This is a genomic window from Bacillus sp. ABP14 (assembly GCF_001831375.1).
GTDB lineage: Bacteria > Bacillota > Bacilli > Bacillales > Bacillaceae_G > Bacillus_A > Bacillus_A paranthracis.
Window position 1 is genome coordinate 3,507,894 of the sequence record NZ_CP017016.1, and the last position, 26,238, is coordinate 3,534,131.

The window sequence follows — 26,238 nt, forward strand, 5'->3', positions numbered from 1 at the left end:
TTATATGATTTCACCTTAATAGGGAAGCTAAATGTATAATCTATCCCTTTCAATTATTATACAAAAAAAATAGAGAGGAGAATCCCCTCTCTATTTTTTACTTATGTTGTACAAACTTTACCATTAAGTTTGCGATTGTATGTTGCTCTTGTTCGTCAGCAACTTTCCAAAGTTCAGCTAATAATTTCTCTTGATCGTTGCGTGCTTCTACTTCATTTGCTAAATAATCACCAACACGAAATGCCATATCTGATACAGCACCACCATCAAGACCTTTTCCTTGCGCTTGTTCTAAACGTTCTCCTAAAAAGCTCTTCCATTGATCAAAATTATCTAAAACTGACATGTGTAAGCACCTCACTACTTAGTAATAGAATCATGCTTAATTTGTACAGTTTTTCATTTTTTATGTAAGAAATTTTTAGCAATGCCACCCGCCATTTACTCCAATAATTTGTCCAGTTATATAAGATGCACCTGGTGATACGAGAAATGACACAGTTTTTGCTACTTCTTCCGGTAATCCTAATCGTCCTAACGGAATCTCTTCCGCAATTTCATTCTTATCCTCTTCTGAAAATACGTTTAACATTTCCGTTTCAATTGCACCTGGCGCCACCGCGTTCACTCTTATTCCACTTAATGAAACTTCTTTTGCTAAAGCTTTCACATATGAATTTTGCGCACCTTTTACCATCGAGTAAAGAACTTCACATGACGCGCCAATTTGTCCCCATATAGACGAAACAAGTACAATATTACCGCTTCTCCGTTGAATCATAGATGGCAATGCCATCGATAATAATTTATAGATACTCTTCACTTGAAGTTCTACCATATCATTCAATTCATCGTTCGTTACATCTGTTACGAGTCCAAAAATACTCTTCCCAGCTGCATATACGATAACATCAAGAGGATGTTCAATTTGTTTCCACAATTGCTCTGCCCCATCAGTAGAAGCTAAATTCGCTTGAACAGGAATTACTTCATCCCATTCTTTCTGCAACTCATTCACTTTCTCTTCACTGTTATTATAATGAACATATACTGTATATCCATCTTGAATTAATTGTTTCGAAATAGCAGAGCCAATCCCTCCGCTTCCTCCAGTTACTAATGCATACTTTTTCATACAATTCCTCTCTTATCTCAAAAAAATCTTTTCCCTACAAATAAATAATACCCTCATCTTACAATTTATCAATGATAAGATAAGGGTATTATTGTGAAACCTTTTATTTTTTCGGTAATACTTGACAAACGCTCATTTTTTCTTCTGATAATAATAATTTTGCTACTTCTTGTAAATCTTGAACAGTTAAACTTTCTAATACAGTCAATGCATCAAACAAACTCGATTCATTAAACGCATATCGTGTAAATTGATTTGCAATATATTCTGGTGAATTCAAGGAGCGTAAAAAGCCACCTATTTTCTTTTTCTTTACTCGTTCTAATGCCGCCTCATCTAATTGATCATAATTTGTATTTAATAAAATACCTTTCAAACGCTCTTCTAGCTCATCAGGTTGCTTCGTATCGCCGCCTACCATTGCAAAACCGAAGTTATTCTCTTCCGTATAATCATACGAGAACGAATCATCAATAAGCCCTTCATTATATAAAGATTCATAATGAACAGAACTTTTTCCAAATAAATAATCTAAAAGTAACGTAAGCGCAATTTCTTGTTTTAAAAGGGCTTCCCCTTTTTCTTTTAAGTTTGTCGCTTTAATACCAACTAAACATTTCGGAGTTTGTACAGGCATTGAAATAATTTTCTTCTTTTCATTTACCTCATCTGGTTCTTCTTCGAATGAACGTATTATTTCTGGTTGGTTTTTATAATCTTTTTCCGCTTGATTTTCACGTATCAAATCCATCGTTTTCTCTGGATCAATTGCCCCTACAACAAACATTAACATATTGCTTGGATGATAAAACGTTTCATAACATTCATATAGTAGGTCTTTCGTAATTTTACTAATAGACTCGATTGTACCCGCAATATCAATTTTAATCGGGTGCTTTACAAACAAGCTATCAATTAACCCAAAATATAAGCGCCAATCTGGATTATCTTGATACATTTGAATTTCTTGCCCAATGATACCTTTCTCTTTTTCAACTGTTTTTTCAGAAAAATAAGGCTCTTGTACGAAATTTAACAATGTATTTAAATTTTGTTCTACATTTGATGTACATGAAAAAAGGTAAGCTGTTCTTGTGAATGACGTGAAAGCATTTGCCGATGCCCCTTGTTTACTAAACAATTGGAAGGCATCGTGATCTTCTTTTTCAAATAGTTTATGCTCAAGGAAATGAGCAATCCCATCCGGCACACGAATCATTTCTTCTTTACCTAGTGGTACGAATGTATTATCCACAGAACCATATTTTGTCGTAAACGTTGCAAATGTTTTATTAAATCCTTGCTTCGGTAAAATATATACATCTAATCCATTAGGAAGTTTTTCATAATAGAGTGTCTCTTTTAATTGCTCATAAACAATTTTCTCCATTTATTCTCCCTCCGTTCCGTGTAAAAAGTAAATTGTATCTAATTCAATATTTTTAGCAACTTTCACAATCTCTTCTTTCGTCACACTTTCAATACCTGTAAGCCATTCTTCAACCGGACGCGTACGATCTGAAATAATACCATGATACAGCATTTCCACAAATCCACGCGGTGTATCAATTGCTTCTAATATTTGATTTCGAATAACACTTTTCGTTTGATGCATCTCTTCTTCAGAAAAATCACCATTTTGCATTGCAAGCATTTGCTCTTTAATAATCTCAACCGCTTTTTCATAATTTTTCGCTTCGATTCCTGACATGACAAATAATAAACCTTTATGACTTTCAAAGCGAGATGCTGCATAGTACGCTAAACTATTTTTTTCACGAACATTAACGAATAACTTCGAATGAGAAAATCCTCCAAACAATCCATTGAACAATTGCAGCGCAAAATAATCTTCGTCTTTATACGTAATAAATGTACGATATCCGATGTGTAATTTACTTTGTTTTAATTCTTGTTTTTCCACAACTTCTTTTTCTTCATTATTTCTCTTATGAAGAAGTACATTTCTTTCCCTCACAGGACGTGCTGAAATAGAAAAATACTTACTTACAAGATCAACTGCGTTTTCTGAAATATCACCAATAATGTATAGGTCCATTTCATCTTCCGCTAACACTTTTTGATAATATTGATACAAACTTTCATTTGTAATAGAAGAAACACTCTCTTTTTTCCCATTTGCGCTTAAACGATATGGTTCTACTTTGCACATTTCTTCAATTAAACGCTCGTTTGCATAACGCATTTTATCATCATACGTCGCTTCAATTCGTTGTAAGAGCGCTCTCTTTTCACTTTCTACAATAGAAGGCAGAAAACCATTCCCCTCTTTCGCTGGATGTAAAACGATATCCGATAACATAGAAAGCGCTTTTTCAAATAACGGTGGTGCATCATGTAAATATACTTCATTTGCAATGTCTACATAAATAGAGATGATATGGTCTTCTCCTTTTTTACTTACATCTACTGCCAAAGAAGATCCGTATAATTCTTCTAAATATTGACGAAGACGAATTACAGAAGGAAGCTTTTCTGTCGCACTTTGCAATACGTATGGCAATAGGGCACGCTCTGTCACCGTCTCCTCATTTAAAGGTGCTTTCAAACGAAATACAAATGTATTTGTTTTATATTTATCAGTTGGAATAATATGTACTCGTAAACCACCTAGCTCATGTAACTGTTGTTCCATCAGTTTCATTTATAGCCCTCCTTTACGTATATAGGAATATTCCTCTTCAATATACAGTTTTTAGAAATAAAAAATCAACTTTTCTTCCTCACTATACTTACATTAGGCCCTTTCTAAAAACTGTAATATGTAAGGAACATAGTAAAATTCCGTATTAAATATAGTCTATGTAAAAAAGCCCGCACTAATGTGCGAGCTTTTTTTATACTTATCGTTTTCCTTTTTCATAAGGAGTTCCTAATGCTTTCGGAGCTTCAGAACGACCTACAAAACCAACAAGCGCTAATATTGTGAATACATACGGCAATATCGTTAAGAATACACTTGGAATTTCTTTTAGTACTGGAATTGTACCGCCTGTTATTCCTAATGATTGAGCAAATCCGAAGAACAGAGCCGCTCCAAGAGCACCGAGTGGATTCCATTTACCGAAAATCATTGCTGCTAACGCCAAGAAACCTTGTCCAGTAATTGTAGCACCTGAGAAGTTACCAGAAATCGACATAGCGAAGACCGCTCCACCAACTCCTGCAAACATTCCAGATATAGCAACTGCAATATAACGCATTTTATATACGTTAATCCCCATCGTATCCGCTGCCATTGGATGCTCACCAACCGCACGAAGACGAAGACCGAACGGCGTTTTATAAATGATATACCAAACGACAAACGCTAAAATAATAGCAATATATGATGTTAACGGTACATTAGAGAAAAAGATTTTTCCGATTACCGGAATATCCGAAAGACCCGGAACATCGATTTTTTCAATGCGGTATTGAATGAAATCAGTTTGTCCTTTGCCAAAGATTTTCTTAATCGCAAATACTGTTAAACCAAGTGCTAAGAAGTTAATTGCTACTCCGCTCACTACTTGATCTGCACGGAATGTAATGGATGCTACTGCGTGAAGAAGTGCAAACAATCCACTACCAATTGCTGCAAATAATAATGCAATCCAAGGAGTCATCGATCCCCACGTATCACCCATTAATAACGTTGTAACAATACCAATAAATGCACCAAATAACATTAAACCTTCTAACGCTATATTTACAACTCCAGAACGTTCACTGAACACTCCACCTAACGCCGTAAAAATAAGTGGCGCTGCCGTATATAACGTACCCGTCACAAGAATGGCTAAAATATCTAAAAAGCTCATTTATTTCCCCTCCTTGCTCATGCGTGTAAGTGCCCAGCGTAAAACATAACTGCACGCTACAAAGAAAATAATACATGCAATAATAACGTTAATTAACTCCGAAGGTACATCTGCTTCGAAATTCATTTGTGGTGCTGCACTTTTCAAACCACCAAACAGTAAAGCCGCTAATAGTATACCAAATGGATTATTTCCGCCTAAAAGTGCTACCGCAATCCCATCAAATCCAATACCAGTAAACGAAGACATTGCTGTCATACTTTGGAATGTCCCTAATCCTTCCATAGCTCCACCAATTCCTGCAAAAGCACCAGCAATTGTCATTGATAATACAACATTACGCGATACTTTCATTCCTGCGTATTGAGAGGCATTTTGGTTAAAACCAACCGATTTTAATTCATATCCTAACGTTGTTCTATCTAATAAGAACCACATTACAATCGCAATGATAATAGCCACAACAATTCCCCAGTGTAAACGAGATCCATCTGTCAATGAAGATAACCAATCAGAAGCTAACGAAGCACTTGCTTGTACGTCATAAGATTTTTCATTACCTTCGTGGATAAAACGTTTAATAAGATCATACGTAACATAAAGTGCAATGTAGTTCATCATAATTGTAACAATTACTTCATTTACTTTAAGTTTCCCTTTTAAATATCCAGGTATAAAACCCCATAAACCGCCGACAATTGCCGCCACTAAAATAGATAACGGAATATGCAAAATTGCTGGTAACGACACTGCATATCCAAACCAAACAGCAGCGAGCCACCCAACTAATAACTGTCCTTCCACCCCAATATTGAAAAGACCTGTACGAAATGCAAATGCTACTGAAAGACCAGCTAATACAAGCGGAATCATCGTACGCAACGTCTCACCGATAGCTTGTGGATTGCCAACCATCCCTTCCCAAAGCGCGGCATATCCAACAATTGGATCATATCCACTAACTAACATTACAATGGCACCAACAAGTAAACCGAAAACTACGGATAACACAGGTACTAAAATATTAATTGTTCGTTCTGTTAAAAATTTTTTAGCCATTTGTGTTCACCTTCTCTTTCCCTGTCCCGCCGGCCATTAATAATCCAAGCTGTTGTTCATTTGTTTCTTTCGCATCGACAATCGCTACAATTTTCCCTTCATATATAACAGCCACTCGATCGCTTACATTTAAAATTTCATCCAGTTCTAAAGATAAAAGCAATACTGCCTTACCATTATCTCTCTGCTCAATTAATTTTTTATGAATAAATTCAATCGCACCTACATCTAAACCACGTGTCGGCTGTGCTGCAATTAATAAATCTGGATTACGATCTACCTCACGTGCAATAATTGCCTTTTGTTGGTTTCCACCAGATAGAGCACGAGCTAACGTTTGTTCACTAGGTGTACGTACATCAAACTGTTCAATAAGTGCTTTCGCTTTTTCTGTAATTTTACTAAAATTTAAAATCCCTTTCTTTGAAAATGGATTTTTATAGTATGTTTGTAAAACAATATTGTCCCGAACAGAAAAATCGAGAACAAGTCCGTGTTTATGACGGTCTTCAGGAATATGACCAATCCCCTCTTCTGTTATTCTTCGAACAGGCCAATTCGTTATTTCTTTTCCTTTAATTGCAATAGAACCTGACTCAACTTTTCGTAAACCAGTAATCGCCTCTATTAATTCACTTTGACCATTTCCATCAATCCCTGCAATCCCAACGATTTCTCCTGCACGAACAGTTAAGTCAAGGCCTTTTACAGCAGGTAACTTGCGCGTATCATGAACAATTAGGTTTGCAATAGATAGTACTTCTTCCATTGGTTTAGCTTCTATTTTTTCTGTTTTAAAATTCACTTGACGTCCGACCATTAACTCTGCAAGTTTATGCTCATCCGTTTCCGCTACATCAACAGTACCAATCCCCTTACCTTTACGAATAATTGTACAACGATCGCAAACTTCCATAATTTCTTTTAACTTATGTGTAATAAGGATGATAGATTTCCCCTCTTGCACAAGCTTTTTCATAATTTGAATCAACTCATGAATTTCTTGAGGAGTTAACACCGCGGTTGGCTCATCAAATATTAAAATCTCAGCACCACGATAAAGAGTCTTTAATATTTCAACCCTTTGCTGCATCCCAACAGAAATATCTTCAATTTTCGCATGTGGATCAACAGCCAAACCATACTGTTCAGATAATTGCTTAATTTCTTTTGCCGCTTCTTCAACAGCAATTTTCCCGTTTTTCTTCGGCTCATTTCCAAGAATAATATTCTCTGTAACTGTAAAATTATGAACAAGCATAAAATGCTGATGGACCATCCCAATACCAAGGTCATTTGCTATATTCGGATTTGTAATTTTTACAGGTTTTCCTTTAATTTTAATTTCACCTTGTTCTGGTTGGTACAAACCAAATAGTACATTCATCAATGTGGATTTCCCTGCACCATTTTCTCCAAGTAAAGCATGTATTTCTCCCTGTTTTACTTGCAGCGTAATATCGTCATTCGCTACAATGCCTGGGAATACTTTTGTAATATTGTTCATCTCAATTACGTATTCCATTTTGTTCCTCCTTTTAGCAGGGAACACTCCCTAATTACACTCTATTAAAAGTATTTTTATATATGCAAAGGTTAGTTCTACGAACTAACCTTTGCTATTTCTCTATTATTATTTCTTTAGAGAAGCTTCATATGTTTTATATTCTTCGTCAGTTGCAGGGACTTTAATTTCACCGTCAGTGATTTTCTTCTCAAGCTCTTCTACTTTTGTTAAGATTTCTGGATTTACTTTTTTCACATTGTCAGTAGATTTCGCAATACCAACACCGTCATCTTTTAATCCGAATTCTTCTACTTTACCGCCTTTTAATTTACCATCTTTCGCTTCTTGTGCTACTTTTGCTACTGCAATATCAACACGTTTTACCATTGATGTTAAAGTTACGTTTTCAGGCATACCTTCTTGATTTTGGTCACGGTCAACACCGATTACCCAAACGTTTTCACCTTTTTTCTTACGGTTTTTCGCTTCTGTGAATACACCGTTACCAGTTGCACCTGAAGCATGATAAATTACGTCAACTCCACCACCGTACATTGCTGAAGCTAATACAGAGCCTTTTTCTGGTTTATCAAATGCATCAGCATATTGTGATACGATTTCGATATTTGGATTTACTGCTTTTGCACCAGCTTTAAAGCCTGATTCAAATTTTGTAATTAATGGGCTTTTTACACCACCAACAAACCCAACTTTATTTGATTTTGTCGTCATCGCTGCTACAGCACCAACTAGGAATGAACCTTCATGGTCTTTAAATGTAATACTTGTTACGTTTGGCTTCTCTACAACTGTATCTACAATCGCAAATTGCTCTTTTGGATATTGTTCAGCTACCTTTGCAATTGATTTTTCCATTAAGTAACCAATACCAAATGTTGTGTTATAATGATCTTTCGCAAATTTCGTTAAATTCGGGATATAATCCGCATCTTTACTAGATTGAAGATAACGATATCCTTCATTTTTCTTTAAGTCATTGTCTTTACCGAACTTTGTTAAACCTTCCCAAGCTGATTGGTTAAATGATTTGTCATCAACGCCCCCAACATCTGTAACCATACCAACCTTAAACTCTTTTTTGTCGCTACTCGCTTTATCCGAGTTACCACATGCACCTAACACCGCACTTGCTGCTAATGTTAATGATAATAAAAGACCTGTTTTTTTCTTCATACTAGAAACCCCTCCTGAAATGATTTGTCTATTTTTTTATACGCCGCTGTCCCTAACTTCTTGCTGTCACCTCCCTAAAAAGGAACTCACCTACATACGTTTTCTTAATACGTGGAAGCTAAACTTATCAGCTCTAAAGTAATTGATAGAATATAAGATTGGCTCATCATTTTGATCATAGTGCATTTGTTTTAACACTAGCAGTGCCGTTTCTGGTTCACATTCCAAAATCGGTGAGATTTTCGGATGATAGCCAATCGGCTCAATGTGAGCAACTGCGTATGTGATACGTTTGTGCGTATTGTTATGTATCACTGTAAGCAATGATTCTTCGTTGTATCCCGATAAATCTGGCAATATCTCTTTTGCAAGTTTATCGATACAATATACAACAGGTTCCCCATCTGCTGTACGCACACGCTCAATCATCACTGCATTAAAACCATCTTCACTATTAAACTTCTCTTTTTCTTCTTCTGTTAAACTTGTTGTAGATGATGATAAAAAGATAGTTCCTGGTGTTTTCCCCACACTAGAAATCATATCTGTAATACTAGAAAGTTGCTCAATCCCAGAAGAAAATAACGGCTTTGCATTTACAAATGTTCCTACACCATGTCTGCGAATGACAACATTTTCTTCTTCTAAAATACGCAGCGCTTCCCTTAAAGTCGCTCTACTTACACCAAGTTCTTTCGCTAAATCAAACTCTGATGGTAACTTTTGTCTTTCTTTGTAAGCCCCATCTTTAATTTTTTCTTTGATGTGATCAATCACCCGTAAATATAGGTGACGACTATCAGATTTTACTGACATAAGACTCCCCCGCATTTCAATTATTCGACCTCTGATGTAAGACTTCTTTTCTCTTTTTTCAACTTACAACATAATAAAAATTGCTAAATACTAAAAACAGGCATAATTGTCGAATAAATATTAATAATTTTTTAAGATGAAATTTTCACTCTTTACTGCATAAAAAAAACTTTGCACCACAAACATTCCTCATAGCGAGAAAAAGTTCGGCACAAAGATCTCTTACATCCTTTGTTACACACTTTTCCCCTCATAGTCTAGCAATTCATGGTTGCCAGGTAGAAACTTATGGACCTTATCTCCAAGATTATATGAGGCAGTGATTCTTTTCGAAGTAATCTTACCACTTGCTCCCATACGTGTCAACAAAATTTAACATTTTTCTACATTAAATATCGAACGTTCACAAAAAACCACACCAAAGTATTCGTATTCTAAAGAATCACCTTAAATGTAAGCCCTTTCTTTATCGCTGAATATAGTATATAACAAAACCAGCATATAAAAAAGCCTAATTGTAAAAACAATTAGGCTTTTTTTATGAACTTTTTTCTTGTACATCATTAATGAGCACTTCTCGTGGTTTACTACCTTCATACGGTCCTACTACACCATTCATTTCCATTGCATCAATTAATCGGGCAGCACGGGTATAACCAACTCTAAACCTACGTTGCAACATAGAAACAGAGGCTGTTTGCATTTCCACTACGAGCTGAACTGCTTCATCATATAATTCATCTTCTACTTCCTGCTTCGTATCAGGAACATCTTGCGGAATCATATCTTCTTGATATTGCGCTTTTTGCTGACCAATAACATATTCTACAACTCTCTCAACTTCATCATCTGATAAAAACGCACCTTGTACACGTACAGGCTTCGATGCACCAATTGGTATAAATAGCATATCCCCACGACCTAGCAGTTTCTCTGCACCACCGCCGTCAAGAATTGTACGAGAATCTGTTTGAGAAGATACAGCGAATGCAATACGTGATGGAATATTCGCTTTAATAACTCCCGTAATTACATCAACTGATGGACGTTGCGTTGCAATAATTAAATGAATACCGGCAGCACGAGCCATTTGCGCTAGACGCATAATCGCATCCTCTACATCCGACGAAGCAACCATCATTAAATCTGCTAACTCGTCCACAATTACGACAATATAAGGTAATTCCGGTTGTTTCGCTTCTGATTGATTATTATGCTCTTTTATATAATCATTATATCCTTCAATATTTCGCGTGCCACTATGAGCAAATAACTCATAACGACGCTCCATTTCACTTACAACTTTTTTCAATGCCTGTGATGCTTTTTTCGGATCCGTTACAACTGGTGTTAACAAATGAGGCACACCGTTATATACATTTAACTCTACCATTTTCGGATCAATCATCATTAATTTTACTTCATGTGGTTTTGCACGCATTAAAATACTAACAATAATACCGTTAATACATACACTCTTCCCGCTACCTGTAGCACCTGCCACTAGTAAATGGGGCATTTTATTTAAGCGGGCTAATACAGCTTCACCTGTAATATCTCGTCCAAGACCAATCAGCAACTTCTCTTCTGGATGATTATTAGCCTTAGAATCAAGAACTTCCCTAAGTGTTACCATAGAAACTTCTGAGTTCGGAACTTCAATCCCTACAGCTGATTTCCCGGGAATTGGAGCTTCAATACGAATGTCCTTTGCAGCTAAAGCAAGCGCTAAATCATCACTTAAACCGACGATTTTGCTTACCTTTACTCCCATATCAGGATACACTTCATATTTTGTGACTGCAGGACCTCTATGTACTTTTGTTACTTTCGCTTTCACTCCAAAGCTTTGGAAAGTACGTTCTAATTTACGAGCATTCTCATAAATTTCCGCATTTTCATTTGTAACTTGCTTATTCTTTGGAAATTTCAATATATCAAGCGCAGGAAGCTTGTAATCTTTATTTTCTACATTTGAAAATTGCATAGGAGGTGCTTGTGTTTCCCCCTCTAGCGATTCAACGATTTTTTCTCCACGCTTTTTCTTCGGCTCTTCAACTGGTGGAGCCTCTTCAATAAACGGTGAAGTGATTAACTCTTCTTCCTCTACTTCAATTCGTTTATCCTCTTCTTCATTTACAGGATAATTCTCAGTGAAATTCGAAATAATCGGAGGATCAATTGAGATTTCTTCCATCGGCTCAATAATTTCTTCATGTTCTGCAGCACGTTTGCTCCTTGTGCTTCTTGTTGTTTTTTTCTTTTCTGTTTGTTCAGCCGTTCTTTTGGCTCTCCAATCTTTATAGTCCCCTTGCATCACTTGAAATTGACTTCTAAGAATTCTACCAACTGGAGCTAACACTTCTCCAATATGCTTATTTGTTATACAAAGTATACCGAGAATAACTAAAATAATACCAATAATATAAGCTCCTACTTCGTCAAATAAGAAGTAACAAGTGGCGAACATAAGTGCACCAAACATGCCACCACCTAAATGAACGCTATCTGGCCCTTTTTTCATTTCAAGAAAGAAATTATCTTTCGTACTTACAATAACAGAAGTATTTTGCACTGCTCCATCTTTCGTAAGAAGGTTAAATAATGTAATATGACTAAACATTAATATCGCCAATACTATTAAATAAAAACCGATTAGCCGTTTATTTAAAAGGTTCGGCCATCCACGTTTTATAACGAATGAAACGGATAAAGCTATTACACCTAACACACCAATTATGTACCACTCACCAAAGAAGAAGCGAAAAAATAACACAAACGATTTTCCTACAACGCCTAGCTGTAAAATCGTAATGATTGAAAGTGCAAAAAGAGTTAAACCGACGATTTCATAATACAAAGTTGGCTTTATCGTACGTCTTGCCTTTGCCTTCGTCCCTCTTTGCTTTTGTTTTGCCATTTCTTCACCTCGTGATCTACATATAAGTAAAAATTCCTAAAAAACTCTGCTTATATGTTTGTTTTCTCTATTTTTTCAGGTCTTTATATCTTCTATTTTTACACTTCTTGTAAAATGTTAAATAAACAGAAGAAAGCAGCCCTCTCATGGCTGCTCAACCGTCTTGTTTTTTATATTATACCATAGCTTCTAAACAAAATCCTTCTTTTTGCTAAAAGGTTATTTTCTGTCCCGGCTCAAACTCTAAGTAGTGAAGCGGATCCGTACTTAACACGCGTACAATAGAATAATACCCATGTTCTTCTTCTGAAACCATTAATTCAACACCATTTATATTTACGACTTTTTGACTTTCACATTGCGAATAATCGGCTGGATACACGAGTTGCTCTGGCATAATTGTATATAAAATCATTGTAACATTGTCCCTTCTGCATGATCATCCGCGCGACCATCTATTAATTCGTTTAATTTTCGAATCGCATTTCCGATACCACCGACATCATCTATAAGACCGTACTTCACTGCATCTCCACCAATTACATTCGTACCAATATCTCGCGTCAAATTCCCTTTCGCAAACATAAGCTCTTTAAAACGATCTTCCGTTACTTTCGAATGCTTCGTCACAAAGCGAATGACTCTTTCTTGCATTTTATCTAAATACTCAAATGTTTGCGGCACACCTATAACAAGACCTGTTAGACGAATCGGATGAATTGTCATCGTCGCAGTTTCTGCAATAAATGAATAGTCTGTAGAAACGGCAATCGGTACACCGATAGAATGCCCTCCGCCTAAAACTAAAGATACTGTCGGTTTTGAAAGTGAAGCGACCATCTCAGAAATTGCTAGCCCAGCTTCAACGTCACCTCCAACTGTATTTAACACTAAAAGCAAGCCTTCAATTTTCGGATTTTGTTCAATCGCAACAATTTGCGGAATAATATGCTCATATTTCGTTGTTTTATTTTGCGGTGGCAACTGAACATGACCTTCCACCTGTCCAACAATTGTTAAACAATGAATACGTGATTCATTCATTTGCGGTACATTCGTTTGTCCAAGCTGCTGAATTTTTTCCACTATTGAAGCTTCTTTTCCGGTTTCTTTCGGCTCAGCCTCTTTCTCTTCATTTGTATAACGATCACGTTCTGTCATATCGCATCCCCTTTCACTCGTATATAATTAGTATTTCTTAAGTTATAAATTTCATTCGATAGAGTGAAAAAAGAAAAAAATCACCCGTAAAGGTGATCTTTTTTATACTTCCATAATAATCGGTAAAATCATAGGTTTTCTCTTCGTCTCTTCGTACAAGAACTGTCCTAATAATTCACGAATATTTTGTTTTAACATAGACCATTCAATTGAATATTCTTTAATTGATTGCTCAACAATCATACGTACAATCTCTGTAGAACGGTCAATTAACGCTTCTGATTCACGTACATATACAAATCCACGTGAAATGATTTCTGGACCAGAGATAATTTTCTTTTCATCTTTACCCAGTGTTACAACAACTACTAATATTCCATCTTGAGATAACATTTTTCTATCTCGAAGAACGATATTACCAACGTCACCTACACCTAATCCATCAATTAACACATTGCCAGCTTGCACTTTGCCAACTAAGTTCGCTTCATCGTCACCAAAACCAATTACATCGCCTTTTTCTACAATAAAGATATTTTCTCTTGCAATACCTACATCTTCAGCTAAGTATGCATGTGCTTTTTGCATACGGAACTCACCATGTACGGGTACAAAATATTTCGGTTTCATTAAATTTAACATTAATTTTAATTCTTCTTGGCTCCCATGACCGGAAACGTGAACTTTTCTTTCACCGTAATAAACAACTTCAGCTCCCGCTCTAAATAACAAATCAATAATTTTCGATACAGATATTTCATTACCTGGAATTGGAGATGCCGCGATAATAACCGTATCACCTTTACGAATTGAAATTTGTTTATGAGCTTGCTTTGCCATTCTAGAAAGGGCTGCCATCGGTTCACCTTGGCTACCTGTCGTTAAAATAGCTACCTTTTTCTCTGGGAAATTGTCTACTTCTTGTAGTGAAATAACCATACCTTCTGGAACATCTAAATAACCAAGACGTCTTGCGATATCTACCACTTTCACCATACTACGTCCTACAACCGCTACTTTTCGTCCTGTTTCAGCAGCTGCATCAAATACTTGTTGAATACGATGTACATTCGATGCAAATGAAGCAACGATAATACGTCCTTCTGCGCCGTAGAACACTTTAGAAATTTCTACACCAACTTCTTTTTCAGAACCTGTATAGCCTGGACGCTCAGCATTTGTACTATCAGATAATAAGCATAGAACGCCTTCATTTCCGATTTGAGCCATTTTCCCAAGGTCTGCTCCACTATTTCCAATTGGAGTTTGATCAAATTTAAAGTCTCCCGTATATACGATCGCACCTTTTGATGTATGGAAACAAACACCAACAGAATCTGGAATACTATGTGTCGTTCCAAAGAATGACACCGTTGTAGTATTAAACTCTACTGTTGAATTTGAATCGATTGTTTTTAAATCTACACGGCCTAACATACCCGCTTCGCCAAGTTTTTCTTGTATAAGTCCTACCGTTAATTTCGTTGCATACACTGGAATTGATAATTTACGAAGTACGTAAACAATGCCACCAATATGATCTTCATGACCGTGAGTAATAAATAAACCTTTTACTCGCTCTTGGTTTTCTACTAAATATGTAATATCAGGAATAACGATATCAATTCCAAACATTTCATCTCCCGGGAACATTAACCCTGCATCTACAATAAAGATTTCAGAATCAATTTCAACACAGTACATGTTTTTCCCGATTTCACCTACTCCACCAAGAGCAAATACTTTAACAGACTCATTCTCTTTTCTCTTCATGTTGTTGCCTGGTTTAAAAATCTTTCAAACACTGATTTCACTAAAATTGCAGAGACACCAGGGGAAACTCTACAACCACCATATATTCACCGTCCAAGACGAATGTCCTTACCGTTATGCGATATCATGTCCTTGTTTATTTTTTAAACCAGGTTTCACCTCTCTTTCATTATATAAATCAAATATCTTATTCGATATGATATGAAAATGTAATCAAATTATAATTTTTACCAATTTTGCTAAGCATACCCGTACTAAGCTACTTAGCCATATTATACCTGATACAAGAAATAGAACACAAGTTAAATCGTGCGAAAGAAAAAGGAAAAGAACGCATTCCCAACAAACTTATCGAACTGATGTCCTTTATATTTACTCCGATTTCGTACCCCATATCGTTTTGAAGAAATAGCTATAAATACTCTAAATTTATTTCATAATATAGATTTTCAAGACTTATTTTTCTAGAATTGAACAAAAAAACTTATAAAATGGAGTTTTTTTATGAATTACGTCATATTTGAAGTAATTACTCTCAAAAATAGAATTGGTACTTTATTACGTTTATATAAGCGTTCATTCTATAAATAACTATGACTTTTTAATTCCTTTAAAGAGTTACGATTATTTTCTTTTACATGTTGCAATATATAATGAAAAACTAGTTAATGATCTTATAAAAACATATATAGGTAAGATAAGAAAAGAGAGGGAAAGACTTTCATACAAATAAAAAATGACCTAGTTCTACACTAGGTCATTTTTTATTAACGAGGGATAGATTGCATAACAGATTGTAACGTTACTCTCTCTTCTTCTGTTAACGGAAGAAGTGGTAAACGTACAGAACCTACATCTAATCCAACCATTTGTAATGCTGTTTTTACTGGTGTTGGGCTTGGCGCCATAAATAATGAATCCGTTACTCTTACAAGTAATTGATGTAATTTTTGCGCCTTCTTAAATTCACCTGCTTGGAATGCTGCAATCATTTCTTGCATTTCATTTCCGATAACATGAGATGCTACAGAAACGATACCTTTCGCTCCAACTGCCATAGCTGGTAACGTTAAACCGTCATCACCGCTGTATACTGCAAAGTCGTCCGCTGTTTTTTCAATGATTTCTGTCATTGTTAACACATCGCCGCCTGCATCTTTAATCGCAACAATGTTTTCTATTTCTGATAAACGAACAACTGTATCAACGGAGATTTGTACAATAGATCGTCCTGGAACGTTATATAGCATAACCGGAAGTGGCGTGCTTTCAGCAATTGCTTTAAAGTGCTGATACATTCCTTCTTGACTCGGTTTGTTATAATACGGTGCTACTAGCATTACTGCATCAACACCAACCTCTGTTGCTTTTTTCGTTAAGTCAATAGAAGCATGCGTATTATTGCTACCTGTTCCAGCGATTACGGGCACCCTTTTATCGACAACAGATACGACATGGCGATATAACGCTACTTTTTCTTCTGAAGTTAATGTAGGAGATTCTCCTGTCGTTCCTCCTACCACGATTGCTGTTGTACCGTTATCAATTAAATAATTTACCAATTTCGTTGTCTTTGCAAAATCGATATTGCCGTTTATATCAAACGGTGTTACCATCGCGGTTGCAATTGTCCCAAAATCTATCATGGTCTCACTCCTTATTGTTCCAGTTGCTTTTCTTTTGAAAGCTCAAACGCACTATGTAATGCATTTACAGCCTCCACTAAATCAGTTTCTTTTACAAGAACCCAAATAGTTGTATGACTATCTGCTGATTGCAGAATTTGAATACCTTTTTCAGCTAAAGCTGTAACGATTTTCGCAGTAACCCCTGGGTATCCTGCCATTCCAGCTCCTACAATAGATACTTTCGCACAATGCTCTGTCACAATTGGCTCATATCCAAGGTTTTGTAATAGTTCAACTGCACGATTTGATACATTATCACTCACCGTATAAGCTACCCCAGTAGGTGAAATGTTAATTAAATCGACACTGATTCCTTCATTCGCCATTTCTTTAAACACATGCTGCTGCAAATCATATGCTGTTTCTTTTGCAAGTACTTTAATTTGCGTCACATTTGATACATGTGCAATACCTGTAACAGGACGTTCTTCTACATCACGGCCTTTTGTAGCGCCGTCAGATGCTGAAATAAGCGTACCTTCACTATCAGAGTACGTAGAACGTACACGAAGCGGTACTTTTGCATGCATCGCAATTTCAACTGCACGTGGATGAACGACTTTTGCACCTTGGTATGCCATGTTACAAATTTCGTTATACGTTACAGTTTGAAGATGACGTGCATCTTTTACAATGCGAGGATCCGCAGTCATCACACCTTCTACATCTGTGAAGATATCGATATATTCAGCATGAAGCGCAACACCTAAAGCTGAAGCTGAAGTATCACTACCTCCGCGTCCAAGTGTTGTCGTATCACCTTTTTTCGTTTGTCCTTGGAATCCTGTCACAACGATTACATCTACATTTTCTAGCTCTTCGTGTATACGATCACAATTCATTTCAATAATCTTAGCATTTGTAAAATCATCATTTGTTACAAAACCAGCTTGTGCACCATTTAATGCTGCCGCTTTTATACCGTTCTCATTTAACATGTTAGAGAAAACGATTGCTGAGATTAATTCTCCGCATGATAATAATAAATCTTGCTCACGATTAGAAATGTGAGATTCCTCTTGATTTACAAGACTTAACAACGTATCAGTTGCATATGGTTCACCTTTACGGCCCATAGCAGATACGACTGTAACTACTTTATAACCCGCATCTAGCGATTTTTTTATATGATGAAGCGCATGCTTACGTCCATTTTCATCACGTACAGATGTGCCACCAAATTTTTGAACAATAATTTTCATATTTTGCACCTTCTCTTAGCCGTTTACACTAATTGTAATTTTACTAAGCGCTCTGCAATTTGAACAGAATTCCATGCAGCGCCTTTTAATAAGTTATCAGATACGACCCAAAGATGGAATCCTTTATCGTTATTTAAATCTTTACGGATTCTTCCAACGAATACTTCGTTTTTACCTACTGCAGTAGCTGGCATTGGATATAATTGCTCTTCTGGGTTATCTTGCAGAACGATACCTTCCGCATTTGCAAGTAAGTTCTTTAATTCCTCTACTGTTACGCCTTCTTTTTCTACTTCAATGTAAACAGACTCAGAGTGACCTGATACAACTGGTAAACGTACACATGTTGCCGCTACTTCTAGCTCTGGCATATGCATAATTTTTTTCGTTTCATTAATCATTTTCATTTCTTCAAATGTAAATCCATTATCTTGGAACTTATCAATCTGTGGAATCGCGTTGAAAGCAATCGGGAAATGTTTCTTATCACCTGATACAGGTAAAACATTCGCCTTTACTTCTTCACCATTTAAGATTGCTTGTGATTGTTCATGAAGTTCTTCAATCGCTGCCGCACCAGCACCTGATACAGCTTGATATGTGGAAACGATTACTCGTTTTAAACCATATTGCTGACGAACTGGCTCAAGAGCTACTACCATTTGAATTGTAGAACAGTTTGGATTTGCAATAATACCGTTATGTTCTTTTAAGTCGTTTTCATTTACTTCAGGTACAACAAGTGGCACGTTTTCTGTCATACGGAATGCACTTGTATTATCAACAACAATCGCACCGCGCTTTGCTGCTTCTGGCGCTAATTGTTTTGATACAGATCCACCAGCACTAAATAATGCGATATCTACTCCTTCAAAACTTTCAGGAGTTGCCTCTTGAACTGTAAATTCTTCGCCTTTAAATACAAGTTTCTTACCTGCAGATCGTTTAGATGAAAGTAACGTTAACTTCCCAATTGGAAATTCTCGTTTCTCTAAAGTATTTAACATTTGTTCACCAACTGCGCCGGTTGCTCCAACTACAGCGACATGAAAAGTTTTTTGCTTTTCCATCACTATGCCCCTTTCTAGATACCAATCCTTCTATAACTTAGAATGAGAAGGAGTATACAATACCCCTTCTAATCTTAATAACGTTAATTTTATCATATTCTACAGTAAGAATGATGGTTTCATCGAAAATTGTCCGTTTTTTTTCGTTTTTTAATTCATATATCTGAATTTTTCTACGACAACCGGTTGCAATTGCTTCCCTTGCAGCGCTTCTAATACTGTATCTTCCAGTAACTCCATGCGAGCTACCATTGAATTTGGTTTTTTCTCTGGTGCGTCTTGACCGAATGGGACGAAGTAGATGTTTTTTGTGGCCATTAGGCGCATGAGATTTACCCCATTAAGCCCTAAAGCATCATTCGTCGAAACAGCCAATACGACAGGCTTGCCATTTCTTAGCGTCGCTTTCGCTGCCATTAATACTGGAGAGTCTGTCATTGCATTTGCAAATTTACTCATAGAATTTCCTGTTAGCGGTGCAATTACCATACAATCTAGTGGAATTTTAGGTCCTAGTGGTTCTGCGCCAACGATTGAATTAATTGCTTTAAAGCCTGTTACTTCTTCAATCTTTTTAATCCACTCTGCTCCTTCGCCAAATCTCGTATTTGTTGATTGAACAGTGTAAGAAACAACGGGGCGTACTTCTGCTCCCTCAGCAATTAACTTTTCTAAATGAGGCATTACTTCTTCGTACGTACAATGTGAGCCAGTAAAACCAAACCCTATTCTTTTCCCCTTTAAATTCATTCCCCATTCTCCTTTCTTGCGATTACGTCTTCTGCCAGTAACTGAGAAAGAACATTCGCTAAAATTTGCCCTGCTGTTTTTGGAGCAACAATACCTGGTAGCCCAGGTGCTAATAGCGCTTTGACTCCTCTTTTTTCCGCATATCTAAAGTCGGTACCACCTGGTTTAGAGGCTAAATCAATTACTAACGTATGAGCCGGCATTTTTGAAATGACATTCGCTGTCACAACGAGATGCGGAATTGTATTAATGACAATATCGATATCCCCTACTTCTTGCTCAATGTTCTGCATATGAAAAGGAGTAAACATCATTTCTGTAATACGCGCAATATGTTCCGATCGTCTTGCTCCAACTTTGACATGGGCTCCTAATGATTGAAATGCTCTGGCAACGCTCATCCCTGTTCTACCAAATCCTAAAACCATTACATTAGAACCATGAATTGTATAGTCGGTATGTTGAATTACCATCATTAATGTACCTTCTACAGTTGGTATAGAATTGTAGATTGCCACATCATCACGATCAAATAATTTAATTAGTTTACGGTTTGTAGTAGATACGAGATTTTCCAAGTAAGGCGTACCAATACCTGAATATATAGTAAAATGTTCTGGTGTATTTTCAATTTGTTCTTTCGTTATAGAAACTTTTTCGTTTGAAAAAATAGTATCTACTTCTCCCTTGGCATTTGTACCTGCAACTGGCAAAATAATTGCATCTACAGAAGTGAAATCTAAATTTTGTATACTTTCTTTTGCTGCCCCTGTGAAGCCATGGTCTAACTGATCAAACCCTATCAATGAAAGTTTCGCATCCAATTCAACGAGCTTGCGAATTACTTCTAGCTGTCTTGCATCTCCTCCTATGACAGCAATATGCATCTCAGTCAACATTCCCTAATTCACCTTCTTTTTCTGTCATTTATAAGAAAAGTGCCTACTTTTTCTTTTTCCTCCACATCATATGTAATGTACGAGTTTTAGGTGATTGAAAAACAAAAAGCACCTATCATGTATCCCGCTATTTGTATGTGGGAAGGCCCTACCTCAAAATTCGGCATAGGAAAAGATATTCTGTTGGATTTTGCTCTGAGTAAAATGAACAAAAAAAGATGACCAAAATGGCCATCTTTCACTTCGAATTTGAACGATCTGTAATATCGCAAAGAATCATATCATGACCCACTTTTTTTATTTGACTCCATGCTACTCTTATTTCTTGTGGTTCCTTTTTAAAACCTCCCCATTTCCCAGCAGGTATAATAAGAGCCTGTATTTGTCCATCCTTCTCATCAATCTCTAAATCCACATAACCTAAAACCCCCATTTTTTCTGCTCTTTCTAAATTAACAATTTCTTTCCCACTTAGTTCACTTAATCGCATACTCTCTCCCCCTACCCAAATTATTCATTTAAGTTATCCATAATTAGTACCTATTCTATATACCCACAAAAAATAACCGTATCTCATTTAAAAGAGATACGGTTATTTTTAAATCATATATATTAATTACAGTTTTATTCCTTTTGGAAGTTTTCCATCTGGACTAATTAATGCTGCAGAAAATTCATCTGTAAACATGTTACGAATTAACTCATCTACATTTTCTTTCGTTACAGTGTTTACACTTTCAATAATCTCATCAAGTGAACGGTGCTTACGAAGTAGCAATTCATTTTTACCATTACGGCTCATACGACTATTCGTACTTTCTAAACTTAACATTAAGTTTCCTTTTAATTGTTCTTTACTATTCATAAGCTCTTTTTCTGTAATACCTGTATTTTTCAATGTTTCTAATGTTTCTTGCATTGTTTCATACAGTGTATCTAATTGTTGGCTACCTGTTCCACCATAGAGCGTTAACATACCTGTATCTTCATAAGAAGAATGGTAAGAAAATACTGAGTAAGCTAACCCGCGTTGCTCACGTACTTCTTGGAATAAACGGCTACTCATACTACCGCCTAAAACGTTATTTAATACAATTAAGTTATAAATATCTTCGTGTCCCATTTGTAAGCCTTTATATCCTAAACATAAATGAGCTTGTTCTGTTTCCTTTTTACGTGCTACCTTATTAAAATGGAAAATTGGGCTATGTACTTGTTCACGGTTTGTCGTTCCTTCATAACTACCGAAATATTGCTCTACTGTTTGTAAAAAGGCTTCATCAATATTTCCTGCAATTGATACAACTACATTTTCAGGTGTGTAATGATCCTTAATATATTGACGTAGCGTATCACCTGTAAACGTATTAAGCGTTTCTTCTGTTCCTAAAATAGGATATCCAAGCGGATGCGTTTCATATGTTGCTTTCGTTAACATATCATGCACAATATCATCTGGAGCATCTTCGTACATTTTAATTTCTTCACATACGACATTCTTCTCTTTTTTCAGTTCTTCTTCATCAAATGTTGAATTAAAGAACATATCTGCTAATACATCTAAAGCATATTTAGCATGCTCGTCTAGCACTTTTGCATAGTAACAAGTGTATTCTTTTGAAGTAAAAGCATTCACTTGCCCACCAATGCTATCAAATGATTCTGCAATTTCACGTGCACTACGTGTTTCTGTTCCTTTAAAGAACATATGCTCTAAAAAGTGAGAAATCCCGTTATTTTTTTCATTTTCATTTCTTGATCCTGCATGGATCCAAATACCAATCGCAACCGATCTTACAGTTGGTATATTCTCCATAACTATTCTTACACCATTTTTACAAGTATATTTTTTAATCAAAAACTTTCCTCCTACTGCCAGTTTCTCTAAATAAATGCTATTATTTAATGATAACAAGTTTAAGGATGAATGTCATGCAAATGTATTTAATCTACACGTTTTTCATCCAGTAATTCTGTTATATTCCCTACTTTATATCCTTGTTCCTTCAATTTTGTAATCATTGTATCTAATGCTTCTGTTGTGGACGAAGTAGGATGCATTAATACGATAGCACCTGGATGTATTTTTCTCATTACTCTCTGCAATAGTACACCTGGCTCAGGTCGCTTCCAATCAATTGTATCAACAGTCCACATAATCGTTCCCATTTGAAAATCATCTGCAATTTTCACGACTTCATCCCGAAAACTTCCACTCGGCGGTGCAAACCATCTTACCTTTTGATTCGTAGCTGCTTCGATCATTCGATTTGTTTTTTGTAACTGATCTCTTATTTCATCAGACGATAACGTTTTCATATTAGGGTGTGTGTAAGAATGATTTCCAACTTCTTGATTTGCATCGACAATCATTTTTGCAAATCGTAAATTTTCTTTCACCCAACGTCCTTCTAAAAAGAAAGTCGCCTTCACATCATGTTTTTTCAATATTTCTAATATACGAGGCAAATACTCATTTCCCCATGCCACATTTATTGTTAACCCGACCATCTTTTTATCCGGATGACCTCTATAAATTGGTGCTGGTGATAAATCTTCTAAGTGGACACTCGGTGATACTTCCTTGAATTCAAGATGTTTTTGATCAAACTGCTTTAATTTCTTCATATTGTTATAGGATGCTTCCATATCAACTTGTCTTCCATTATATCCTGGTGTTGCTTTCCATATCTTATCAATCATCGCATTTTGCGGTGCAATCTCATATTGTTTTGCATGCTTTTGAATTTCTTCATATAAGTGATCCTGTGCAAAAACAGAATAAGAACCTGCACTGACATATAAAAAGAATATACATATGTATGCCAATATACGAGTTTTCATATAAACCCTCCCATTAACTATATAAAAAACCATTTTCCTTCTTATCTTTGTTAATTTGAGCGTTATAATGAAAACTATACCTATACTGACATAAAAATATATGCAAATCATATTTTTACATAACAAAAAAAGCCAGTTAAACTGGCTTTTGCTTATTGCTGCTCTTGTTTGTTTTCTTCTTTAGCAGCTTCTTTTTCTTGCTCTTCTTTTAGCAATACTTTTCTAGATAAATTCACGCGACCTTGCTTGTCAATCTCGATAACTTTAACTGTAATTACATCACCGATTTTCACAACGTCTTCTACTTTACCTACACGCTCAAGTGCAAGTTCAGAAATGTGAACTAATCCATCTTTACCGCTGAATAATTCAACGAAAGCACCGAATTTCTCAACACGTTTCACTTTTCCTTCGTAGATTTCACCTACTTGTACTTCGCGAACGATATCCTCGATAATTTTCTTAGCTTTGTCGTTCATTTCTTGATTTATTGAAGAAATGAATACTGTACCATCTTGCTCAATGTCAATTTTAACGCCAGTTTCTTCAATAATTTTATTGATTTGTTTACCGCTTGGTCCGATAACGTCACGGATTTTATCTGGGTTAATTGTCATTGTAATAATCTTTGGAGCGTACGCTGATAATTCAGTGCGTGGCTCTGCAATTACAGATAACATATGATCTAGAATGTGCATACGACCAACTTTCGCTTGTTGTAATGCCTCTTCTAAAATTTCACGAGATAGACCATCGATTTTAATGTCCATTTGTAGTGCAGTTACACCGTGTGCTGTACCTGCTACTTTAAAGTCCATATCACCTAAATGATCTTCCATACCTTGAATATCAGTTAAAATTGTGTAATGCTCACCTGATTTAACTAGGCCCATTGCAATACCTGCAACTGGAGCTTTAAGTGGAACACCAGCATCCATCATTGCTAAAGTACTACCACAAATACTTGCTTGTGAAGTAGAACCATTTGATTCTAATACTTCAGATACAAGACGTACTGTGTATGGGAAATCTTTTTCAGACGGAATTACAGGCTCAAGAGCACGTTCTCCTAGTGCACCGTGACCAATTTCACGACGACCTGGTCCACGCATCGGTCTTGTTTCACCAACACTAAATGATGGGAAATTGTAATGGTGCATAAAGCGTTTTGATTCTTCTACACCAAGGCCATCTAAAATTTGCACATCGCCTAATGCGCCTAATGTACAAATACTTAATGCTTGTGTTTGTCCACGTGTGAATAAACCAGAACCGTGTGTACGAGATAAAATGCCAACCTCTGATGCTAATGGACGGATTTCGTCACCTTTACGGCCATCTGGGCGGATTTTCTCAACTGTAATAAGACGACGTACTTCTTCTTTTACAATTTTATATAAAATCTCATTTACTTGTCCTAATGTATCAGCATCAGCTTCTTGCGCTTCGTAATGCTCAATTACACGCTTTTTCACTTCGTTAATTGCATCTTCACGTGCATGTTTCTCATGTACTTGAATTGCAGAATGCATATCCTTCTCAGCCATTTCACGTACAGCTTGGTTAAGATCAGCGTCAACTTCATAAAGTTTCACTTCTGATTTCTCTTTACCTACAGCTTGTACAATCTCTTCTTGGAATGCAATTAGACGTTTAATTTCGTCATGGCCAAACATAATTGCTTCTAACATTGTTTCCTCAGGCACTTGATCTGCTCCTGCTTCAACCATGTTAATTGCATCTTTCGTACCAGCTACAACAAGGTGAATATCACTTTGTTCTTGCTGTTCTACTGTTGGGTTGATAACGAATTCGCCGTTAATACGACCAACTGTTGCACCCGCGATCGGACCTTCAAATGGAATGTCTGAAATCGATAACGCTAATGAAGAACCAAGCATAGCTGCCATTTCAGAAGAACAATCTTGATCAACACTCATTACGATGCTGACAACTTGTACTTCGTTACGGAAACCATCTGCGAAAAGTGGACGAATTGGACGGTCGATTAAACGACTTGCCAAAATTGCTTTTTCACTTGGACGACCTTCACGTTTAATGAAACCGCCAGGAATTTTTCCGACTGCATATAAACGCTCTTCATAGTTTACTGTAAGTGGGAAGAAATCTACATTTTTTGCTTCTTTTGATGCAGTTGCTGTAGATAGAACCGCTGTATCGCCATATCTTACTAATACTGCTCCGTTCGCTTGCTTTGCAAGCTGACCTGTTTCAACTGTTAGCTGGCGACCAGCTAAATCTATCGAGAAGACTTGCTTTTCTTGACTCATTTAAGTACCCCTCTCAATTTAAAGTATTCAATTCTTCTATGTAAATGGATAGTATATCACAATATTCTACCTCTAGTATTACCGAAAATGAAGTAAGCTATAAAG

General features: G+C 36.3%; 22 protein-coding genes and 1 riboswitch. All 22 genes read right to left on the reverse strand.

The window, feature by feature from the left end:
* Positions 1–97: 97 nt before the first annotated feature.
* Complete coding sequence (locus BGI23_RS18100) at positions 98–346, reverse strand: DUF3243 domain-containing protein (RefSeq protein WP_000114454.1); 249 nt, start codon at positions 344–346, stop codon at positions 98–100.
* 75 nt (positions 347–421) lie between these two features.
* On the reverse strand, positions 422–1,135 hold the full coding sequence (gene ymfI, locus BGI23_RS18105) for an elongation factor P 5-aminopentanone reductase (RefSeq protein ID WP_000759611.1): 714 nt from the start codon (positions 1,133–1,135) through the stop codon (positions 422–424).
* Positions 1,136–1,238: 103 nt separating this feature from the next.
* A complete protein-coding gene (yfmH, locus tag BGI23_RS18110; RefSeq protein WP_070806753.1) occupies positions 1,239–2,525 on the reverse strand; it encodes an EF-P 5-aminopentanol modification-associated protein YfmH in 1,287 nt (428 codons plus the stop codon).
* Positions 2,526–3,800 (reverse strand): EF-P 5-aminopentanol modification-associated protein YfmF, encoded by a 1,275-nt coding sequence (gene yfmF, locus BGI23_RS18115; RefSeq protein ID WP_000772430.1) that lies wholly within the window; start codon positions 3,798–3,800, stop codon positions 2,526–2,528.
* Between the two features lie 199 nt (positions 3,801–3,999).
* Positions 4,000–4,959, reverse strand: coding sequence for an ABC transporter permease (locus BGI23_RS18120; RefSeq protein WP_000008842.1), 960 nt, complete (start codon positions 4,957–4,959; stop codon positions 4,000–4,002).
* A complete protein-coding gene (locus BGI23_RS18125; RefSeq protein ID WP_001074499.1) occupies positions 4,960–6,018 on the reverse strand; it encodes an ABC transporter permease in 1,059 nt (352 codons plus the stop codon). It abuts the gene before it with no gap.
* Entirely contained in the window at positions 6,011–7,543 is a 1,533-nt protein-coding gene (locus BGI23_RS18130) for an ABC transporter ATP-binding protein (RefSeq protein ID WP_000456919.1), read from the reverse strand. Before BGI23_RS18130 ends, BGI23_RS18125 begins: the two co-directional genes overlap by 8 nt.
* A 108-nt stretch (positions 7,544–7,651) precedes the next feature.
* Entirely contained in the window at positions 7,652–8,719 is a 1,068-nt protein-coding gene (locus BGI23_RS18135) for a BMP family lipoprotein (RefSeq protein WP_000730591.1), read from the reverse strand.
* A gap of 90 nt (positions 8,720–8,809) precedes the next feature.
* Positions 8,810–9,535 carry a GntR family transcriptional regulator gene (locus BGI23_RS18140; protein ID WP_000114176.1) on the reverse strand — a complete coding sequence of 242 codons (726 nt, stop codon included), beginning with the start codon at positions 9,533–9,535 and terminating at the stop codon, positions 8,810–8,812.
* Positions 9,536–9,768: 233 nt separating this feature from the next.
* Positions 9,769–9,870: riboswitch (purine riboswitch) on the reverse strand.
* Between the two features lie 203 nt (positions 9,871–10,073).
* The gene (locus tag BGI23_RS18145; RefSeq protein WP_001118775.1) at positions 10,074–12,455 is read right to left on the reverse strand and encodes a DNA translocase FtsK; all 2,382 of its coding nucleotides are present in this window, start codon (positions 12,453–12,455) and stop codon (positions 10,074–10,076) included.
* A 211-nt stretch (positions 12,456–12,666) separates the two neighbouring features.
* On the reverse strand, positions 12,667–12,870 hold the full coding sequence (locus BGI23_RS18150; RefSeq protein ID WP_000605027.1) for a YlzJ-like family protein: 204 nt from the start codon (positions 12,868–12,870) through the stop codon (positions 12,667–12,669).
* Entirely contained in the window at positions 12,867–13,616 is a 750-nt protein-coding gene (gene tepA, locus BGI23_RS18155) for a translocation-enhancing protein TepA (protein WP_000139814.1), read from the reverse strand. Before tepA ends, BGI23_RS18150 begins: the two co-directional genes overlap by 4 nt.
* 102 nt (positions 13,617–13,718) lie before the next feature.
* Positions 13,719–15,389: a ribonuclease J gene (locus BGI23_RS18160; protein ID WP_000823085.1), complete on the reverse strand. Its 1,671-nt coding sequence runs from the start codon at positions 15,387–15,389 to the stop codon at positions 13,719–13,721.
* A 767-nt stretch (positions 15,390–16,156) separates the two neighbouring features.
* Entirely contained in the window at positions 16,157–17,035 is an 879-nt protein-coding gene (dapA, locus tag BGI23_RS18170; RefSeq protein WP_000564761.1) for a 4-hydroxy-tetrahydrodipicolinate synthase, read from the reverse strand.
* Between the two features lie 11 nt (positions 17,036–17,046).
* Positions 17,047–18,279: an aspartate kinase gene (dapG, locus tag BGI23_RS18175; protein ID WP_000692473.1), complete on the reverse strand. Its 1,233-nt coding sequence runs from the start codon at positions 18,277–18,279 to the stop codon at positions 17,047–17,049.
* Positions 18,280–18,302: 23 nt separating this feature from the next.
* Positions 18,303–19,349, reverse strand: a complete 1,047-nt coding sequence (gene asd, locus BGI23_RS18180) for an aspartate-semialdehyde dehydrogenase (protein ID WP_000414848.1) — start codon at positions 19,347–19,349, stop codon at positions 18,303–18,305.
* Positions 19,350–19,499: 150 nt separating this feature from the next.
* Positions 19,500–20,099, reverse strand: a complete 600-nt coding sequence (gene dpaB / locus BGI23_RS18185) for a dipicolinate synthase subunit B (RefSeq protein ID WP_001049480.1) — start codon at positions 20,097–20,099, stop codon at positions 19,500–19,502.
* Positions 20,096–20,998, reverse strand: coding sequence for a dipicolinic acid synthetase subunit A (gene dpaA / locus BGI23_RS18190; RefSeq protein WP_070806754.1), 903 nt, complete (start codon positions 20,996–20,998; stop codon positions 20,096–20,098). Before dpaA ends, dpaB begins: the two co-directional genes overlap by 4 nt.
* A gap of 238 nt (positions 20,999–21,236) precedes the next feature.
* Complete coding sequence (locus BGI23_RS18195) at positions 21,237–21,488, reverse strand: YlmC/YmxH family sporulation protein (RefSeq protein ID WP_001239750.1); 252 nt, start codon at positions 21,486–21,488, stop codon at positions 21,237–21,239.
* Positions 21,489–21,614: 126 nt separating this feature from the next.
* Positions 21,615–22,856, reverse strand: coding sequence for a M16 family metallopeptidase (locus BGI23_RS18200; RefSeq protein WP_000592994.1), 1,242 nt, complete (start codon positions 22,854–22,856; stop codon positions 21,615–21,617).
* A gap of 86 nt (positions 22,857–22,942) precedes the next feature.
* Positions 22,943–23,842, reverse strand: a complete 900-nt coding sequence (locus BGI23_RS18205; RefSeq protein ID WP_000857421.1) for a polysaccharide deacetylase family protein — start codon at positions 23,840–23,842, stop codon at positions 22,943–22,945.
* A gap of 152 nt (positions 23,843–23,994) precedes the next feature.
* Positions 23,995–26,133, reverse strand: coding sequence for a polyribonucleotide nucleotidyltransferase (gene pnp / locus BGI23_RS18210; RefSeq protein WP_000076746.1), 2,139 nt, complete (start codon positions 26,131–26,133; stop codon positions 23,995–23,997).
* Between the last annotated feature and the right edge of the window lie 105 nt (positions 26,134–26,238).

Coding starts and splice junctions, on each gene's coding strand:
- dpaA (WP_070806754.1), bottom strand. CDS start 20,998: ATGTTGACTGAGATGCATATTGCTGTCATAGGAGGAGATGCAAGACAG.
- dpaB (WP_001049480.1), bottom strand. CDS start 20,099: ATGAATTTAAAGGGGAAAAGAATAGGGTTTGGTTTTACTGGCTCACAT.
- yfmH (WP_070806753.1), bottom strand. CDS start 2,525: ATGGAGAAAATTGTTTATGAGCAATTAAAAGAGACACTCTATTATGAA.
- dapA (WP_000564761.1), bottom strand. CDS start 17,035: ATGATAGATTTTGGGACAATTGCAACCGCGATGGTAACACCGTTTGAT.
- BGI23_RS18205 (WP_000857421.1), bottom strand. CDS start 23,842: ATGAAAACTCGTATATTGGCATACATATGTATATTCTTTTTATATGTC.
- BGI23_RS18130 (WP_000456919.1), bottom strand. CDS start 7,543: ATGGAATACGTAATTGAGATGAACAATATTACAAAAGTATTCCCAGGC.
- yfmF (WP_000772430.1), bottom strand. CDS start 3,800: ATGAAACTGATGGAACAACAGTTACATGAGCTAGGTGGTTTACGAGTA.
- BGI23_RS18195 (WP_001239750.1), bottom strand. CDS start 21,488: ATGCGATTAAGTGAACTAAGTGGGAAAGAAATTGTTAATTTAGAAAGA.
- BGI23_RS18150 (WP_000605027.1), bottom strand. CDS start 12,870: ATGATTTTATATACAATTATGCCAGAGCAACTCGTGTATCCAGCCGAT.
- dapG (WP_000692473.1), bottom strand. CDS start 18,279: ATGAAAATTATTGTTCAAAAATTTGGTGGCACATCTGTACGTGATGAA.
- ymfI (WP_000759611.1), bottom strand. CDS start 1,135: ATGAAAAAGTATGCATTAGTAACTGGAGGAAGCGGAGGGATTGGCTCT.
- BGI23_RS18135 (WP_000730591.1), bottom strand. CDS start 8,719: ATGAAGAAAAAAACAGGTCTTTTATTATCATTAACATTAGCAGCAAGT.
- BGI23_RS18100 (WP_000114454.1), bottom strand. CDS start 346: ATGTCAGTTTTAGATAATTTTGATCAATGGAAGAGCTTTTTAGGAGAA.
- BGI23_RS18145 (WP_001118775.1), bottom strand. CDS start 12,455: ATGGCAAAACAAAAGCAAAGAGGGACGAAGGCAAAGGCAAGACGTACG.
- tepA (WP_000139814.1), bottom strand. CDS start 13,616: ATGACAGAACGTGATCGTTATACAAATGAAGAGAAAGAGGCTGAGCCG.
- BGI23_RS18160 (WP_000823085.1), bottom strand. CDS start 15,389: ATGAAGAGAAAAGAGAATGAGTCTGTTAAAGTATTTGCTCTTGGTGGA.
- BGI23_RS18125 (WP_001074499.1), bottom strand. CDS start 6,018: ATGGCTAAAAAATTTTTAACAGAACGAACAATTAATATTTTAGTACCT.
- pnp (WP_000076746.1), bottom strand. CDS start 26,133: ATGAGTCAAGAAAAGCAAGTCTTCTCGATAGATTTAGCTGGTCGCCAG.
- asd (WP_000414848.1), bottom strand. CDS start 19,349: ATGGAAAAGCAAAAAACTTTTCATGTCGCTGTAGTTGGAGCAACCGGC.
- BGI23_RS18120 (WP_000008842.1), bottom strand. CDS start 4,959: ATGAGCTTTTTAGATATTTTAGCCATTCTTGTGACGGGTACGTTATAT.
- BGI23_RS18140 (WP_000114176.1), bottom strand. CDS start 9,535: ATGTCAGTAAAATCTGATAGTCGTCACCTATATTTACGGGTGATTGAT.